This is a genomic window from Hellea balneolensis DSM 19091 (assembly GCF_000428525.1).
Classification (GTDB): Bacteria; Pseudomonadota; Alphaproteobacteria; order Caulobacterales; family Maricaulaceae; genus Hellea; species Hellea balneolensis.
On record NZ_AUAC01000008.1, the window covers coordinates 65,738 to 80,876 of the forward strand.

The 15,139-nt window shown below is 49.0% G+C and carries 16 protein-coding genes; 4 read left to right on the top strand and 12 right to left on the bottom strand.

Annotated features, from left to right (window positions below; translation table 11 throughout):
* Positions 1 to 179 precede the first annotated feature (179 nt).
* From F569_RS0113060 to F569_RS0113075, 4 genes are all read right to left on the bottom strand, one after another.
* On the bottom strand, positions 180 to 620 hold the full coding sequence (locus F569_RS0113060) for a DUF1178 family protein (RefSeq protein WP_026942563.1): 441 nt from the start codon (positions 618 to 620) through the stop codon (positions 180 to 182).
* Entirely contained in the window at positions 617 to 1,429 is an 813-nt protein-coding gene (locus F569_RS0113065; protein ID WP_026942564.1) for a carbon-nitrogen hydrolase family protein, read from the bottom strand. The genes F569_RS0113060 and F569_RS0113065 overlap by 4 nt, the downstream gene beginning before the upstream one ends.
* Before the next feature lie 266 nt (positions 1,430 to 1,695).
* A complete protein-coding gene (gene grxC / locus F569_RS0113070) occupies positions 1,696 to 1,950 on the bottom strand; it encodes a glutaredoxin 3 (protein WP_026942565.1) in 255 nt (84 codons plus the stop codon).
* 28 nt (positions 1,951 to 1,978) lie between these two features.
* Positions 1,979 to 2,770, bottom strand: a complete 792-nt coding sequence (locus F569_RS0113075) for a ComF family protein (protein ID WP_233353670.1) — start codon at positions 2,768 to 2,770, stop codon at positions 1,979 to 1,981.
* Here F569_RS0113075 and F569_RS0113080 point away from each other — a divergent pair, their 5' ends adjacent.
* The gene (locus F569_RS0113080; RefSeq protein WP_051279888.1) at positions 2,771 to 3,625 is read left to right on the top strand and encodes a hypothetical protein; all 855 of its coding nucleotides are present in this window, start codon (positions 2,771 to 2,773) and stop codon (positions 3,623 to 3,625) included.
* A 1-nt stretch (position 3,626) separates the two neighbouring features.
* On the opposite strand, the gene F569_RS0113085 is transcribed toward F569_RS0113080, so the two are convergent.
* Genes F569_RS0113085 through F569_RS18100 form a run of 4 tightly spaced genes read right to left on the bottom strand, consistent with a single transcriptional unit; the run spans position 3,627 to position 6,450 of the window.
* Positions 3,627 to 3,809 (bottom strand): Flp family type IVb pilin, encoded by a 183-nt coding sequence (locus F569_RS0113085; protein ID WP_026942568.1) that lies wholly within the window; start codon positions 3,807 to 3,809, stop codon positions 3,627 to 3,629.
* A gap of 8 nt (positions 3,810 to 3,817) precedes the next feature.
* Positions 3,818 to 4,237 carry a (deoxy)nucleoside triphosphate pyrophosphohydrolase gene (locus F569_RS18095; RefSeq protein WP_034388928.1) on the bottom strand — a complete coding sequence of 140 codons (420 nt, stop codon included), beginning with the start codon at positions 4,235 to 4,237 and terminating at the stop codon, positions 3,818 to 3,820.
* A gap of 60 nt (positions 4,238 to 4,297) precedes the next feature.
* Positions 4,298 to 5,539 (bottom strand): bifunctional glutamate N-acetyltransferase/amino-acid acetyltransferase ArgJ, encoded by a 1,242-nt coding sequence (gene argJ / locus F569_RS0113095; protein ID WP_026942569.1) that lies wholly within the window; start codon positions 5,537 to 5,539, stop codon positions 4,298 to 4,300.
* The gene (locus tag F569_RS18100; RefSeq protein WP_051279889.1) at positions 5,539 to 6,450 is read right to left on the bottom strand and encodes a peptidylprolyl isomerase; all 912 of its coding nucleotides are present in this window, start codon (positions 6,448 to 6,450) and stop codon (positions 5,539 to 5,541) included. Before F569_RS18100 ends, argJ begins: the two co-directional genes overlap by 1 nt.
* Before the next feature lie 134 nt (positions 6,451 to 6,584).
* On the opposite strand from F569_RS18100, the gene secA reads away from it, so the two are divergent.
* The 3 genes from secA (at position 6,585) to F569_RS19120 (ending at position 11,008) form a co-directional block, all read left to right on the top strand.
* Entirely contained in the window at positions 6,585 to 9,257 is a 2,673-nt protein-coding gene (gene secA, locus F569_RS0113105; RefSeq protein ID WP_026942570.1) for a preprotein translocase subunit SecA, read from the top strand.
* A gap of 80 nt (positions 9,258 to 9,337) precedes the next feature.
* Entirely contained in the window at positions 9,338 to 10,036 is a 699-nt protein-coding gene (locus F569_RS0113110; RefSeq protein ID WP_026942571.1) for a methyltransferase domain-containing protein, read from the top strand.
* 240 nt (positions 10,037 to 10,276) lie between these two features.
* On the top strand, positions 10,277 to 11,008 hold the full coding sequence (locus tag F569_RS19120) for a TorF family putative porin (protein WP_026942572.1): 732 nt from the start codon (positions 10,277 to 10,279) through the stop codon (positions 11,006 to 11,008).
* A 56-nt stretch (positions 11,009 to 11,064) separates the two neighbouring features.
* Here the strand turns inward: F569_RS19120 and F569_RS0113120 are convergent, their stop codons facing one another.
* The 4 genes from F569_RS0113120 to F569_RS0113140 form a co-directional block, all read right to left on the bottom strand.
* Complete coding sequence (locus tag F569_RS0113120; protein WP_026942573.1) at positions 11,065 to 12,009, bottom strand: acetyl-CoA carboxylase carboxyltransferase subunit alpha; 945 nt, start codon at positions 12,007 to 12,009, stop codon at positions 11,065 to 11,067.
* Positions 12,010 to 12,389: 380 nt separating this feature from the next.
* Positions 12,390 to 12,665: a hypothetical protein gene (locus F569_RS0113130; protein ID WP_026942575.1), complete on the bottom strand. Its 276-nt coding sequence runs from the start codon at positions 12,663 to 12,665 to the stop codon at positions 12,390 to 12,392.
* A gap of 5 nt (positions 12,666 to 12,670) precedes the next feature.
* Positions 12,671 to 13,582 (bottom strand): site-specific tyrosine recombinase XerD, encoded by a 912-nt coding sequence (locus F569_RS0113135; RefSeq protein WP_026942576.1) that lies wholly within the window; start codon positions 13,580 to 13,582, stop codon positions 12,671 to 12,673.
* The gene (locus tag F569_RS0113140) at positions 13,579 to 15,138 is read right to left on the bottom strand and encodes a hypothetical protein (protein WP_026942577.1); all 1,560 of its coding nucleotides are present in this window, start codon (positions 15,136 to 15,138) and stop codon (positions 13,579 to 13,581) included. Before F569_RS0113140 ends, F569_RS0113135 begins: the two co-directional genes overlap by 4 nt.
* Position 15,139: the final 1 nt, after the last annotated feature.

Genomic DNA, 15,139 nt, shown 5'->3' on the forward strand with positions numbered 1-15,139 from the left:
CACCGAGGATGTGCAACGTAAAAGTCGTTAAAAAGCGCACCGCCGCGTCGCGGTATGGACAAAATCACCTATTTTGTCGTCGAAAACCCTCGCCGTGCGGACGCACGCCTTCAATTTTCTTCTAAAACTATGAGATTTTTGTCTCATATCTTAATCTTAACCTTAGTTGTCCCCAGACCCTAGTTGACTTTCTTTTTGGGTTTAGGCGCAAGGACGTCAGGCAAAGGCGCTATGCCGACGCCTTCATCCCTTAACTCTTCAGCCTCTTTAGCGCTCGCTTCGCCGTAAATCGGGCGCTCTTCTTTTTCGCCGTAGTGAATAGCCCTCGCTTCATCCGCAAATTTCTCCCCAACATAGTCACATTTATCTTCTATTTCTTTGCGAATAGTCTGAGCCGCTGCGTTCATCATGGCGAGCGCCTCTTTGCGCTTCGTTTGAGCCGCAGCTTTCTTGCGAGACGTCGAAACGTTTGGAGCCATAATCGCTTTCTCGACCTTGGCAGACCCGCAATGGGGACACTGCACAAGCCGTTTCTCACGCTGGGCGTCATAATCCTTTGAGCTTGAAAACCAAGCTTCAAATTCATGGTCATGCCGACATATGAGGTTATATTTTATCATGTGATATAATCGGGGTTATGATTCCAAGCAGGAAGTCTGCTGCGGGCCTCTGCCACATCTTTAAGATCTATATCCGCTAAGAGAATACCCGGCGCGTCATGATACAAATGAGCGCGAACACCGCCCCAAGGCCCAATAATCATGGAATGACCATAAGTGGAACGCCCATCTTCATGCTGGCCGCCTTGAGCGGGCGCTATCACAAAACTGCCCGTTTCTATAGCGCGGGCTCTTAACAAAACCTCCCAATGGGCCTCTCCTGTGGGTTTTGTGAAAGCCGCCGGAACCGCAATTATATCTGCGCCGGCCTGTCCATAATATCTGTAAAGACCGGGAAAGCGAAGATCATAACAGACTGACAAGCCCAGCTTCGCCCCCTCGATAGTGGCCATCACGGCCATGTCGCCGCGGTCATAAACGCGGCTCTCTTTCCACGTTTCTTCTTTTGAAACCGTGACATCAAAGAGGTGTATTTTGTCATAGCGGGCGGTGATCGCGCCCGAAGGATCGAATAAATAAGAGCGATTCACGGCACGCCTTTCGCCCGTTTTTACGGCCAGAGACCCTATGAGGAGATCAATGTTTAAATCATGTGACAGACGGCCAAAGTGCCGAATGCCTCGATCACGCTCCTCTTCATTTATGACCTCAAAAAGGCGATTTGAGGATCGCTGCAGGATATGTGTCATTTCAGGCGTTGCAATAAATGTCGCGCCTTCATCAGCCGCGCGGCGTATCAATGTCTCTGCAGCCTTCAAATTCGCGTCAATATCAACGCCAGACCTCATCTGTATGGCCGCAATACGCACTTAGGGTCTGTGGACAATTAGGTTTGAGTTAAGACGGGAGCGATTTTGAACGAATTTTAGGCGCAAACCGCAAGGTGGTGTCTGCACCACCGAGGACTTGCAACGCGAAAGTCGCTCAAAAGCGCCCCGCCGCGTCGCGGTCTGGATAAAATCACCTATTTTGTCGTCGAAAACCCTCGCCGCGCGGACGCGCGCCTTCGGGGTTTCTCCTAAAACTATGTGATTTTGTCTCATATCTTAATCTCAACCCTAATGGTCCACAGACCCTAGGTAAGCAATGGGTCCAGACCGCCTTTAGCGTCAAGCGCATATAAATCATCACATCCGCCAATATGTTTTCCATCAATAAATATTTGCGGAAATGTATTTGCGCCTTGGGCGCGTGACCTCATCTCGGCGCGAATCTTACTATCCATATAGGCCGGAATATCGATAAATTCAGCGCCTTTGCTTTTTAGCAGCGCTTTGGCGCGCGAACAAAATGGACACATCATTTTCGTATAGATTTCAATTTTGGCCATCACCATTATCCTTAAAGTGTTTCAGCCCTTATGTAGGAAGTGGGGCGGCTTTGACAACCCGAGCTAATGTCAGGGCGCAGACTTTTGCCGCGCCCGCTCTCTTAAGCGTTCTCGCACAAGCCTCCAACGTTGCACCGGTTGTCATAACATCGTCAATCAACACGATATTAGCGTCTTTAAGCCGGGGCAGAGCGGGCTCCCTGACGCTAAAAGCTCCCTGAACATTTCTACGGCGGGACGCGGCTGAGCGGCCACCTTGGCTTGAGGTGGCGCGGTGGCGCATGAGGATATCCGGATCAAATGCCGGAGCAGATATTTTAGACAGCGCTCTTGCCAGTAAGGCGGATTGATTATACCGGCGCTTAACCCGCCGCGTAAGGTGCAGCGGAACTGGAACAAGATAATCGGCATCCTTTAAAACAGTCCGCCCAGCGCGGCGCATATGTGCTGCAAATATCTTAAGCCCTTCCGTCCGTCCGCCATGTTTAAATCCCAGAACTAAAGACCTTGAGATATCATCATATTTAAATCCCGCCCGCCCCATATCATAAGCAGGTTTTTTAATAGAGCACCGCCCGCAAAGCGCGAAACTCCCCTCATCAAATTCAAAAGGGAAACCACAAATATAACAACACGGTTCATCTAGAAATGTGACCTCTCCCCAAATATCACTTTCAATAGCGCCGGCCTCCAAACTACCGGTTAGAAGGGATTGCGGCGGCAAAATGATATCAACAGTTCGCCGAGCGATATCCATTATATGCGGCGTAATCTGCATTTGCGCTATCAAGGCCTTTATCTTTAAGTTTAATAAGAGCATATGCCAGATATGACTGCTGCAAAAGCCCCTCCGAATATATTTGACGAAGACGCACTCGCCCTACGCAGATTACGGGCTGCAAAACGAGAAGACTCATTTTTGATGGAACGCTGCGTGGCTGACCTTATTGACCGCTTGCTGGATGTAAATCGCGACTTTGAAAATGTTTTGATTTATGGCCCTAGCACCTTAGACACAGCCATAAGGTCAAAATTACCTGATAGTAAAATAAATAACATTTCAACCTTCGAAACGCTCGATACCCTCCCAAGTCGCCCAGATTTTGATCTCATTATTTCATTATTACGACTGCAAAGCCTCAATGATTTACCCGGCGGTATAATCCGGCTCTCGAAATGCCTGAAAGCTGATGGATTGTTTATCGGGGCGATGTTTGGAGGCGATACTTTGACCGAGCTGCGACAAGTTTTTTACGCGGTTGATGAAATGCATTTAGGGGGGCTGTCAGCGCATATCTATCCCATGGTCTCACACACTCAAGCCGGAGCTCTTTTAGCCCGCGCAGGTCTGAACCAACCTGTTATTGATACGGATCGTTTTACTGTGTCTTATGGGAAATTGAACACTCTTATCTCTGACTTACGAGATCTTGGCGAGACCAATATATTGTCAGAACGCGTAAAGACGCCCTTAGGCCGAGCCTATAAAACAGCCCTTGAAGCGACTTATAAGGATATGTTTTCAACTCAAAACAACAAGCTCACTTGTAGTTTTGAAATTTTATGGCTGACAGGCTGGACACCTCATGAGAGCCAGCAAAAACCCCTTAAACCCGGCAGCGCTAAAATGCGGCTGGAGGACAGTCTTAAGGATATCCGAAAACGGCGGCCGTGATTTAGTCGCCTAAATACCCGTCTCCGGCCGCAGTTACTTGTGTCGAAACTGTTGTAAATTTATTATTGATGTCCTGCCCCATAAGGCTAGCACTTGCTATTAGCGCTATAGATATCAACGCCGCGACCATACCATATTCAATGGCTGTCGCTCCGGATTCGTCTTTTAAAAACGTCTTAAACATGCCCATTTTTACCTCACAAACCGCTGCCCTTTAGGCAAACGGTCACTTAATTCCCTTGCAAGCGAAACATCCGCTGGCACTAAATTCAATGTTGTCAGCTTATCCGGAAAAACCCATTTTAGAGTTTGTCCTTCACGGGGCCGAGCGAATCCGTCCCATTGCCGACATAAGAACAAAGGCATGAACAGATCAAAGTCGTCATAAGCATGGGACGCAAAGGAGAAAGGCTGCAAGCAACGTTCACACGGCTCAATACCTAATTCTTCGCGCAACTCCCGCACTATCGTCTGTTCAGGCCGTTCTTCAGCCTCAATTTTCCCTCCGGGAAATTCCCACAAACCCGCGTGAGATTTACCTTCGGGCCGCCTGCACATAAGGATGCGCCCATCTGTGTCGATAAGAGCGCAAGCTGCTACATACAGAACCATTTGATGTTATCCTAAGTGTAAGTGTTTAAATTTTCCGTACGAAACATCGTTAAAAAATGATTAGCTTCGGTAATCCGCATTTATCTCGATATAGCCGTGAGTCAGATCACAGGTGTAAACAGCCGCTGAGCCTGTACCAAGTCCAAGGTCCACCGTAATGTCAATCTCAGACTGTTTCATATAAGCGGCGCCATCATCTTCTGTGTAACTTTCAGCAATTTGCCCATTTTGCGCCAGTAAATGCGGCCCCATCCATATGGACAACTTATCGCGCTCGGCAGGCTCCCCTGCCTTACCAACGGCCATGACAATCCGTCCCCAATTTGCATCCTCTCCCGCGATGGCTGTTTTCACCAAAGGCGAATTTGCGATGCTCATGCCAATACGTTTCGCGCTGATATCACTGACGGCCCCCTTAACCGCCACAGTCACAAACTTAGTGATACCCTCCCCATCTTTTATGACCTGCATCGCTAGGTCAAAAAGAACATCTTTCAGAGCGGCTTTGAAAGCCGAAAGACGCGGATCAGATATATCTGTAATTTGCTCATGCGCCGCCGCGCCGCTGGCAAATAGCAGAAGTGTATCTGATGTGGATGTGTCGCTATCTACAGTGATGGCGTTAAAGGTTGATTGTGTTAGCTCTGACAATAATTCTTGTAAAACAGGCTGCGCTATTTTCGCATCCGTCGCGACGAAGGACAGCATAGTCGCCATATCAGGCGCAATCATGCCTGAGCCCTTGGCAATTCCATTGATCCGAATTGGACGCCCGTCAATTTCGGTTAGGGCACTTGCGCCTTTGGGATGCGTATCCGTAGTCATGATGGCCCGCGCTGCGGCTTCCCAACCATCATTTGTTAAGCCCGCTTGAATATCAGGAAATTTAGCGATTAGTTTTGAGGCTTCCAGCGGCTCTCCAATTACGCCCGTAGACGCCAGAAGTACGGCTTCAGACTCACTGCCAAAATGTTTGGCCGCCCCTTGCGCTGTCTCAATCACGGCATCACGGCTCTTCTGACCCCCAAAAACATTGGCCGTACCTGAATTGACGACGAGAATACGCCGCCCGTTACTATTGCTTTTGAGCGCCTTGCGGGACCAATCAACAGGCGCACCGGGACATAGATTTTGCGTAAAAACACCCGCGACTTGTGTGCCTTCTTGCGCTTTGAGCACCCACAAATCAGTACGTCCTTGATATTTGACGCCCGCCTCAGCTGTCGCCATTTCAAACCCCACTATCGGCGGTAAGCTTGGAAATTTTACGGGCGCGAATGGCGAAATTTTACTGTCAGTCATTACTCGGAGTTTTCCGTTTCTGGTTGGACGCTTTCAGAGCCTATAACAGCTTGTCCGAACAGAAGCTTAACGTCACCCTCAGCCCGCAATGATTTTAAGATATTTTGGATTTCGTCATAGGTCATGAAATTTACAATTTGGCTTCGCATTTCTTCAAAGCTTGGCTCTGGGGCTTTTCGGCGGTTTTGAACCTGCAAAATATGCCAGCCATAATCCGTTTTAAAGGGCGCGGAAACTTCCCCTTTTGGCGTCGCAAAAGCCACATTAGTAAAGACAGCCTCAAACATATCAGTGGTGAAGTATCCAAGATTTCCACCTTTATCGCGGCTGCCTTCATCTTCAGACATTTCCCGCGCGAGAGCGGCAAAATCAGCCCCATCCGCCAGTTTTTTCGCGATATCTTGAGCGGTCTCTTCGTCTTTGAGTAAAATATGACGTGCCTGCACTTCATCACCCCTGTTTCTCAGGCTAGCTTGCTCGTCATACATGCGGCGAATGGTGGTTTCATTGACTGTGTTTTTCAAATGGTTTTCAACTAGCACGTTGCCCAAAATACGCTCTCTGGCGGCAGAAAGGCGGCGGCGCGTTTCATCATCCTGATCCAGAGATTGGCGCAAAGCGTCTAGGGCCAAAAGCCGCTGATCTATCAATTCATCCAACACTTTTTGAAATACTGGCTGTCCTGGCGTCAGTGGGGAGCCTTCCTTTATCAGGCCTTGTGAGGCTGCTGTACGTTCCACGTCAGACAAATAAATTTTTGTACCGTCTACCTCAGCCACCTCAGTGTCTCCGAGCCGGACAACTCCTTCCCCAAAAGGCGAGCTATCAGACATCACAAGCCTGTCTTGGCATCCCGTCAAAGCCATAGCGCTAAAAAGGGATGCGGCGGTGAGTAATTTCAAGTTTTTCACAGCTGTCCTTACCCTATTTTGACTGTTTTAGTTTGGGCCATTTCATTGACTTAGAGCATGAGCGTCACTAAGTCACCACAAAGCATATTGTCAGCGGCGCGATGCAGATACGCGCCTGCCCGTAAGGAGCCCCCATGTTAGGGATAGCCAAGAAGATTTTCGGCACAGAAAATGACCGAAAACTTAAAAAATTACGTCCGCTAGTCGAGAGCATTAACGCGCTTGAGCCGCAATTCGAGAAAATGACGGATGATGCGCTAAAACTGAAAACGGACGAATATAAAAAACGCCATCAAGATGGCGAGAGCTTGGATGACTTGCTACCCGAAGCCTTTGCTACCGTACGCGAGGCCGCAAAGCGGACATTGGGCCAGCGCCATTACGATGTTCAGCTTATTGGCGGCATCACACTGCACCGCGGCGAAATTGCTGAAATGCGCACGGGCGAAGGTAAAACACTTGTCTCAACCCTTGCAGCCTATCTGAACGCGCTCACCGGACATGGCGTGCATATCGTCACCGTTAATGACTATTTGGCCAGCCGTGATGCGGAATGGATGGGACAGATTTATAATTTCCTCGGCATGAGCGTTGATTGTGTCAATAATTATGAAGCCTACGGAAATGAGCGCAAGGCTGCTTATAATTGCGATATCACTTACGGGACGAACAATGAATTCGGCTTTGATTATCTACGCGATAATATGAAATATTCCGTCGAGGAAATGGCGCAACGCGGTCACGTCTATGCCATAATTGATGAAATCGACTCCATTCTGATCGACGAAGCTCGGACGCCTTTGATCATCTCAGGCCCGACAGATGACAAGTCAGACTTCTACCGCTCCATTGATCTGATTATACCAAGTATTACTGAAGACGGCTATGAGCTTGACGAAAAAGCGCGTACCGCTACTTTTAACGAAGCGGGTAATGAGCAGATTGAGAACATTCTTCGTGAACAAGGCTTACTGCAAGGCGAGAGCCTTTATGACATCGAAAATGTCACAATCGTCCATCACATCAATCAAGCCCTGAAAGCCCACAAGCTCTTTATCCGCGATAAGGACTACATCATCAAAAATGACGAAGTTGTTTTAATCGACGAATTTACAGGTCGGATGATGGATGGCCGGCGCCTTTCTGATGGCTTGCACCAAGCGATTGAAGCCAAAGAACGTGTAGATATTAAACCTGAAAACGTTACCCTGGCCTCTGTTACCTTGCAGAATTATTTCCGTCTCTATGACAAACTGTCGGGTATGACGGGTACAGCCGAAACCGAGGCCAGCGAATTTGCCGAAACTTACGGCCTTGAAGTTCTCGTAATTCCGACCAACCGTCCAATCCAACGGATTGATAATGATGATGTCATTTACCGAACCGAGGGCGAAAAGTTCAAAGCCATTGTCGATGAAATTGAGCGCTGCGCGAAAAATAAGCAGCCTATGCTTGTCGGTACAGTCTCCATTGAAAAATCAGAGAGCCTGTCGCGCTACCTGACTGAACGCGGCGTTGAACACCGCGTCTTAAATGCGCGTTTCCATGATGAAGAAGCCTCTATCGTCGCCCAAGCCGGCGTGCCCGGCGCTGTCACCATCGCGACCAATATGGCGGGTCGTGGGACCGACATTCAGCTTGGCGGTAATTTGGACATGCGTCTTGAGCAAGAAATTCCGCAAAGCGCGAGCGAGATAGAGCGCGCAGGTCTCGAAGATAAAATCAAAGCGGAAATTGCAACGCTGAAAGAAGAAGCTCTTGCCGCAGGCGGGCTTTACGTTCTGGGCACGGAACGCCACGAATCGCGCCGCATTGATAATCAGCTTCGCGGACGGACGGGCCGCCAAGGCGATCCGGGGCGGTCTAAATTTTATCTGTCAACCGAAGACGACCTTATGCGTATTTTTGGCGGTGATCGCCTGAAATCCATGATGGGTAAAATGGGCTGGGAAGAAGGCGAGGAACTGACCAACCGTTTCATGTCCAAAGCTGTAGAGCGCGCACAGGTCCGCGTTGAAACACGTAATTTCGATATTCGCAAAAATCTGCTCAAATATGATGACGTCATGAATGATCAACGTAAGACCATTTTTGAACAACGCATGGAATTCATGACCGATGATGACGTTTCTGACGTTATTGTCGATTTCCGTCATCAGGTCTGCGAAGATTTAATTGAAGAATATATTCCGAAAAAGGCCTATGCCGAGCAATGGAACATTGAAGGCCTTACAGAAAAAGCCAAAGAAACTTTGGCGATGGAAATTCCTTTTGCCGATTGGGCCAAGGAAGAAGGTATTGCAGATGAGGAAATGCTAGAGCGGCTGAAGAAAGCCACCGATACAGCTTTTGAGCAATTAACCGCAGATATTGACAATAATGAAATGCTCCGTGTTGAAAAACAGCTCTTATTGCAAGTTATCGACCAAAATTGGCGCGAGCACTTACAGCAACTTGATAATCTTAAATCCGTTATTGGTATGCGCGCTTATGGGCAGCGAGACCCCCTCAATGAATATAAATCCGAAGCCTTTACGCTCTTTGATACATTGCTGACGGATCTGCGCGAGGGCGTAACCAAAGCTGTGACCCGGCTGCTAATAAATGTTCAAATGCAGCGCCAGCAGGAGCAGGTGATGGCACAACAACGCGCTCAGGCCTCTGCCCGCGCCCCCATGGATATGTTAAGCCAATCTGCACCAGCCCCTGAATTGTCGGAAGACGATTTTAAAGGTGTCTCGCGTAACAGCCCGTGTCCGTGCGGTTCAGGCGAGAAATTTAAGCATTGTCACGGCAAGGCGGCCTAATCCTTTTGCTAAACCCCCTATCAAGGGAATATTCATTTTTATAGGCTATCGCACGTCTAGTTTAAGACTGGACAAGCTCTATGAAAGCTACTTTGAAAAAAATTATCGTAGGGTCACCCGTCGAAATAATGGCCCGTAAGCTTCATGCTGTGGCCAGCGGCTATAGATTTGAAGATTCCTCAACTTACTGGGAAGACCGGTATAAAAATAAAGGTAATTCCGGCGCGGGGTCCTATGGACGGTTGGCCATTTTCAAAGCAGATATTCTAAACGTCTACGTCGAAGATAATAATATCAGTACTGTCATTGAATATGGCAGCGGCGATGGACATCAACTCACTCTCGCAAACTATCCAGAATATTTGGGATTCGATGTCGCGCACACCGCTATTGATATATGCCGTGATTTATTTGCAAATAATACAACAAGAACTTTTGCACATTATGACGACTATAACGGAGAGAAAGCAGACCTAACGCTGTCTCTGGATGTGATCTATCACTTGGTGGAAGATAGCGTTTTTGAGCACTACATGGCACGCCTTTTTGATAGCGCTATAAAGCATGTCATTATTTATTCTTCGAACTCAACAGATAAAGACATGTTAAAAGGACACGGCTCTGAACATGTTCGCCACAGGTGCTTCACAGACTGGATTTCTCAAAATAGGCCAGATTGGCAGTTGACCCAAGAAATTCCCAATCCTTACCCCTATTCAAAAGACGATCACGACAATACATCTCTCGCCGACTTTTTCATATTTCGCAAAATACAGTAGTTAAAACAACTGATGCAAAAAAGTCATACCCAACAGTTTTGAGGCTTAAACGGCCAAATAAGCCTGTATGCCTCTGACTGCATCATATTTGGGCACAATCGCACAGCTCAGCATCATCTTGCGCTAAATCAAGCAAGTTACACTGAAACCCGTCGTAAATTTGTCATCTAATCTCTATCCGAAGGTCACAAATTTTCATGTCCCGCCAGTTCAGGCGGACAAAACATAACGGAGATAAACATGAAAAAGCTTCTTTTGGGTGCAACTTCAATCTTGATTGCAGCCTCAGCCACAATGCCGGCCCAGGCAGGAGACATCAGCGTATCCACCTCCATTGATTATGTCACAGATTATGTCTTTCGCGGAGTCAGCCTAGCCGACACAGCCATTCAGCCAGGTGTCGAAGTTTCAGCCGGTGACTTTACAGTGGGTGCTTGGTTCTCAACAGGTGTCGGTGACACGTCTATTTTTGCAGGCGATGAAGTCGACCTTTATGCGAGCTACAGCCTCCCACTATCCGATAGCCTTAGCGCAGATGTCGGGATCACATATTACCATTATCCCCAAGGCGGTAGCCTCTTCTCAACGAATGATGGCGGTTCGGGCACATATGAAGTCTTTGCCAGTCTTGGCTTTGACGCGCCTCTAGCGCCGTCAGTCTCGGCTTATTATGACTTCACGCTCGAAGCCTTCACACTTGAAGGCGGTGTCGGCCATAGTATCGCAACGGGCGATAAGACAAGTCTCGATCTTGGCGCAACAGTCGGCCTCGTAGATGGAGACGGATTTTCATATGAGTATGGCTCTGCCTCAGCTTCAGTAGGCTATGCCTTTACTGATGCTGTTTCCGCTTATGTCGGAGTGAATTATGCTCTCAGCTCAGAGGATACCTTAGACTATAAAAAGATTATCCAAGGCGGCGGTAAAGACAATCTTCTTTTCGCAGGCGCAGGCATTGCCGCTGGCTTTTAAAAAACGCCTTCACAGGGGAGACTTAAGGTCCTGCCATTTGGCGGGGCCTTTTTTGTTCATAGGAGTGAGCGGCCAATATCAAGAAATTTATCGCGGCGGCGCTTGATAAGGGTTTTGCTGTCCATCAGCTCTAATTCGGCCAAAGACTTTACAATTGCTGCTCCAACAAGCTTTACCGCTTCGGCTTGGGCTCTATGTGCGCCCCCAACTGGCTCTTTAATGATCTTATCAATCACGCCTAATTTTTTCAGGTCCTGCGCCGTAATTTTCATGGCGGTCGCAGCATCTTTGGCACGTGCGCCATCTCGCCATAAAATAGATGCGCAGCCTTCGGGCGAAATTACGGAATAAATGGAATGCTCGAGCATCATGACCGCATCGGCTGTGGCAATCGCAACCGCGCCGCCTGAGCCGCCCTCACCCGCGATCACTGAGACAAATGGCACTTTTACGGATAAGCCTTTATCAATGCTGCGCGCAATGGCTTCGGCTTGTCCGCGCTCTTCCGCGCCGCGCCCCGGAAAGGCACCAGCTGTGTCAACAAAACTTATGATGGGAATATTAAACCGCTCGGCCAGTTCCATGAGGCGCACAGCTTTACGGTAGCCCTCAGGTTGGGCCATGCCGAAATTATGCTTTAGCCGTGTTTCCGTATCCGTGCCTTTTTCATGGCCCATCACGACAACACTGCGACCCCGAATTTTACCAAGACCGCCCAAAAGCGCATGATCGTCGCCGAACTTACGATCACCTGAAAGCGGCGTATAATCGGTGATAAGCCCGCTTATATATTCCTTAAAGTGCGGGCGGGCGGGGTGACGCGCGACCTGAGTTTTCTCCCAAGGCCCAATTTTAGCATAAAGCGTTTTCAGCTTGGTTTTGGACGTCTCGCGCAGTTCTTCAACACCTTTAGCCGCCGCACCGCCTTCTGCGATAAGCGCTTCAATCTTATTATCAAGCTCAGCCACAGGCCGTTCAAAATCAAGATAGGTGCGTGCCATAAAATATCGTGTCCCGAATTAAGCGCCGCACAATAGCGGGGTTAGTGGGGAGGTAAAGCGTTTTTAGATAACATAAAATATAATGTTTAATAAAAATGATAATCGAAAAATTGCGTCACTAAGCTAAATTAAAAATCCACCAAATACCTATGGACAGGGTATATGAAAAATTTAGCGGTTAGGAAGAAAATAATAAGTCCAATCATATCAGAAACTCCTGACATTTGGATAATCGGGATTGTTATCAAACCACTAACACCCAATGATATTATTCCAATATACATCCACCTTATTACTAAAAGAAGCCTTTTCATTTTATATTCCCCTTTCAGATCAACTCAAATGAAATAAAATCTAATTAGGTCTCTAGTAGTTAAGGCTTAAAGCACCCACGTCTTCTCGCTTACCTCATGACCGTACCTTTGCACAAAAAGCCGTTTAATACGTCTTTGCCATTGATGCTCGTCTTCGAGTTTCATGCCTTCAGCGAGGATAACCGTATCTGTGAACACTTTTGAGGTCAGGGGCTTCTTTTTATCTTTGAGTAAATCCGCGCCTTTGACGCCTGCGCAGAAATCCCATTTTTCGCAAAGCTCTTCGAGGAAGAGATTTAAATCCTCAGCGAGGTCGGGATGGTGGAGAGTCTTTTTAGGCATATTCTCTAGCTCGCAAGCGGGTGTTTGGTTTCGACAAGTTCCCGAATACGCTCATCGAGCACATGTGTATAGATTTGCGTGGTCGAAATATCAGCATGGCCGAGCAAAGTCTGGACGGAGCGCAAGTCAGCGCCGTTTGATAATAAATGCGTGGCGAAGGCGTGACGCAAAACATGGGGCGATATTTTCGCCGGATTCAGCCCCGCCTCGCGTGCGAGGTCTTTGAGAAGTTGCGCGAAACGCTCCCTCGTCAGATGGCCTAGCTTCGACCCGCTGGGGAAGAGGAATGTCTTGGCGCGATCTTTGGCAAGTTCGTTTTTCGGCAAGGTTGTGCGCCGAATGTCGAGCCAGGCGCTAATCGCCCGATGCGCTGCGCCTGTCAGCGGCACTAACCGCTCTCGCCCGCCTTTGCCTTTAATCATGAGGCAATTATCGCGGCGATTCGTGGCGGTTACTTTCAAAGTCACCAATTCGCTGACCCGCAAGCCGCCCGCATAAAGAATTTCGAGCAAGCATAACATCCGTATGCCTTTCCCGCTCACATTTTTTTCAGCCGTTTCAAACAATGCATTCACATCCGCTTCGCTCATGATCTTCGGCAAAGGTCGCCCTTGTTTCGGGCCGCGCAGACTATGCGCCGGATTATCCTCACGCAGCCCTTCGACTTGCAGAAACAAGCAAAACTGTTTCATGGCCGAGAGCTTTCGCGCCGCTGTTGAGGGCGCAAGGCCTTTAGCAGCCCAGGCCGCCAAAACGGATTCCAATGCGCCCGTTCCGGCAGATAATAAGTCCTTTTTTCCAAGACTTTTTCCCCAATCCGTCAGGTCTCGCCGATAAGCGGATAGCGTATTCTCTGACGCGCCGCGCTCAGCGCTCATCATCTCCAAAAAAGCCTCTATCAAGCGGGCATTGCTCATAGGCCGCTCATAAAGTCCTCAGCGGCGAGGCGTCCCGCAAATTGCGGCAAACCCGCAATCTGTAAGGCAGAAATAACCGCTGCTAATGACGCATCATCCAATGTACCGCGATCTATCATGGAGGCGGCCCGCAAAGCAGTTTCGGCTCGAGACCCCGCTTTCGCGGCAGCGTCAAGCGCCAAAAGCTCTCCGGCTTTAATTGAAATACCGGTACCGCTGCCGACGCCGCTGAGCGCCGCCTCAGCTTCGCCGGTTAAGCGCGAACCCATAGCCGTGGCAATAAAGGTATCCCGAATTGCGCGGCGTTTTTCAGTACCCTCCGCCGCGAGGCGCGTTTCTATATCCTCCCCAAGACTGCCCAAAGTAAAGCCATTACCAAGTGCATCTGCAACCAGCGCAATGCGTAATTTCTGCTGGCCTTCGGGCAGAGCCTGATAAAAACCTTGCAATGCGCCAACATCGCCGCGCTCAATTGCAGCTCGGGTGAATATCTTTACATCCGCTTCGGCTTGGAGGCTTACTGGTATAATAGCCATGTTATTTTCGAACAGCTTTGCAAAGCGGGAAAACACGCCTTTTTTATCAGCCGCCGTCAAAATAAGGGCCATCGCTTCAACCGCCGTGCGCGCATCCCCGCTTGAAGTCGCAAGCTGGAAAATTTGGGCCGTTCCTTTTGGGCCAATATTAGCTTTCGCGGAGTCCAAATCAAATCCTGCCCCGCCTGCCAATTCATCCTCATCAAAGGACAAATCCGAAAACGCGCTTGTCATTTGCGCATCGCTGAGGCTATCGGCAAATTCGAAAATCGCCTTGACTCGGTCCTCAGGCTTTGCGGCTGCGTCCATTGCCGTTTGCGCAGAAAGCGAGCCGTCATCAGGCGCGGCGCGTTTCGCCATGATTTTCAATAAGGGCGATGCAGTGCTCTCTATCATTGGCGGGGTTTTCGATACGCCCGTCAAAACCTTCATAAGTTCAAAATAGGCCTCATCTTCATGGCCTGAATTTTTCAAAAGCTCTGTCGTCAGTTCAGCCGCAGACAACTCATCGCGGACGATATGGCAGAAGGCGCGTAACTTGGCCCAATAAGGCTCGCCGCGCCCTTGCGTAATATTATCAGCTGTTTGGCAGGCTTCCGTCACATCGCCTCCCGCTAAAGCTAGGTCGGTGCGCACAGTTGGGTCGCGGGTTATTTCAGGGTTTCGCGCGGCAATGTTTTCCAAGGCTGCCTTATCCCCCATCGCCATGACGGTCTGCAATCGCACACGGTCATAATTGGATCTATCGCCTTCGGGCGGAACGCCTGCGGATAAAATGACTGCCTCTATCATGTCCTGCACAATCGCCTTCTCTGAAGAGAGCGGCAATTCCTGCATAAGACGGACAGCCGTTTTGGCCGATGTGCCTTGCCATAAAGCGGCATCAAGGCCGCCGCTACGCGCATCAATTACGCCTGCATCAAAGGCTTGCGCGGCGTCAAGCTCGCCCGTCACAATAGATTGCGCCTGAGCTAAACCAGGCATCAGCGCAAAAACAGATGTGAGGAGCCAAGCTTTCATA

Bases quoted from the DNA above. Each gene is read 5' to 3' on its own strand.
- F569_RS0113060 (WP_026942563.1), bottom strand. From the start codon at position 620: ATGATAAAATATAACCTCATATGTCGGCATGACCATGAATTTGAAGCT.
- grxC (WP_026942565.1), bottom strand. From the start codon at position 1,950: ATGGCCAAAATTGAAATCTATACGAAAATGATGTGTCCATTTTGTTCG.
- F569_RS0113075 (WP_233353670.1), bottom strand. From the start codon at position 2,770: ATGCTCTTATTAAACTTAAAGATAAAGGCCTTGATAGCGCAAATGCAG.
- F569_RS0113080 (WP_051279888.1), top strand. From the start codon at position 2,771: ATGCCAGATATGACTGCTGCAAAAGCCCCTCCGAATATATTTGACGAA.
- F569_RS0113085 (WP_026942568.1), bottom strand. From the start codon at position 3,809: ATGTTTAAGACGTTTTTAAAAGACGAATCCGGAGCGACAGCCATTGAA.
- F569_RS18095 (WP_034388928.1), bottom strand. From the start codon at position 4,237: ATGGTTCTGTATGTAGCAGCTTGCGCTCTTATCGACACAGATGGGCGC.
- argJ (WP_026942569.1), bottom strand. From the start codon at position 5,539: ATGACTGACAGTAAAATTTCGCCATTCGCGCCCGTAAAATTTCCAAGC.
- secA (WP_026942570.1), top strand. From the start codon at position 6,585: ATGTTAGGGATAGCCAAGAAGATTTTCGGCACAGAAAATGACCGAAAA.
- F569_RS0113110 (WP_026942571.1), top strand. From the start codon at position 9,338: ATGAAAGCTACTTTGAAAAAAATTATCGTAGGGTCACCCGTCGAAATA.
- F569_RS19120 (WP_026942572.1), top strand. From the start codon at position 10,277: ATGAAAAAGCTTCTTTTGGGTGCAACTTCAATCTTGATTGCAGCCTCA.
- F569_RS0113120 (WP_026942573.1), bottom strand. From the start codon at position 12,009: ATGGCACGCACCTATCTTGATTTTGAACGGCCTGTGGCTGAGCTTGAT.
- F569_RS0113130 (WP_026942575.1), bottom strand. From the start codon at position 12,665: ATGCCTAAAAAGACTCTCCACCATCCCGACCTCGCTGAGGATTTAAAT.
- F569_RS0113135 (WP_026942576.1), bottom strand. From the start codon at position 13,582: ATGAGCAATGCCCGCTTGATAGAGGCTTTTTTGGAGATGATGAGCGCT.
- F569_RS0113140 (WP_026942577.1), bottom strand. From the start codon at position 15,138: ATGAAAGCTTGGCTCCTCACATCTGTTTTTGCGCTGATGCCTGGTTTA.